This window comes from Streptomyces sp. P17, assembly GCF_032436805.1.
Taxonomy (GTDB): Bacteria; Actinomycetota; Actinomycetes; order Streptomycetales; family Streptomycetaceae; genus Streptomyces.
Genome location: NZ_JAVRBF010000592.1, coordinates 1 through 291, shown reverse-complemented (window position 1 = coordinate 291; position 291 = coordinate 1). Strand labels below are relative to the sequence as shown.

General features: G+C 37.1%; 1 protein-coding gene. It reads left to right on the top strand.

Annotated features, from left to right (window positions below):
- The coding region (locus tag RMT89_RS42230; protein ID WP_315889062.1) for a GTPase at positions 1-291 on the top strand (291 nt) is incomplete at both ends.

Sequence of the window (291 nt, the reverse complement as noted above, 5' to 3'; positions counted from 1 at the left end):
CACGACACCAGATTCTCAAATTGTATTCCTAGATACACCGGGAATTCATAAACCTAAACATGAATTGGGTGAGTTTATGGTGGAGAGTGCTTATTCAGCCCTTAGAGAAGTAGATGCTGTCTTGTTTATGGTCAATGCCAATGAAAAAAGAGGACCTGGAGATAACTTTATTATAGAAAAATTAAGAGGAATTAAAGCGCCTATCTTTTTGGTGCTCAATAAAATCGATCTGATTAGTCCTCAAGAAGTGATGGAAAGAATTGAAAGCTACCAAGACTCACTTGATTTTGC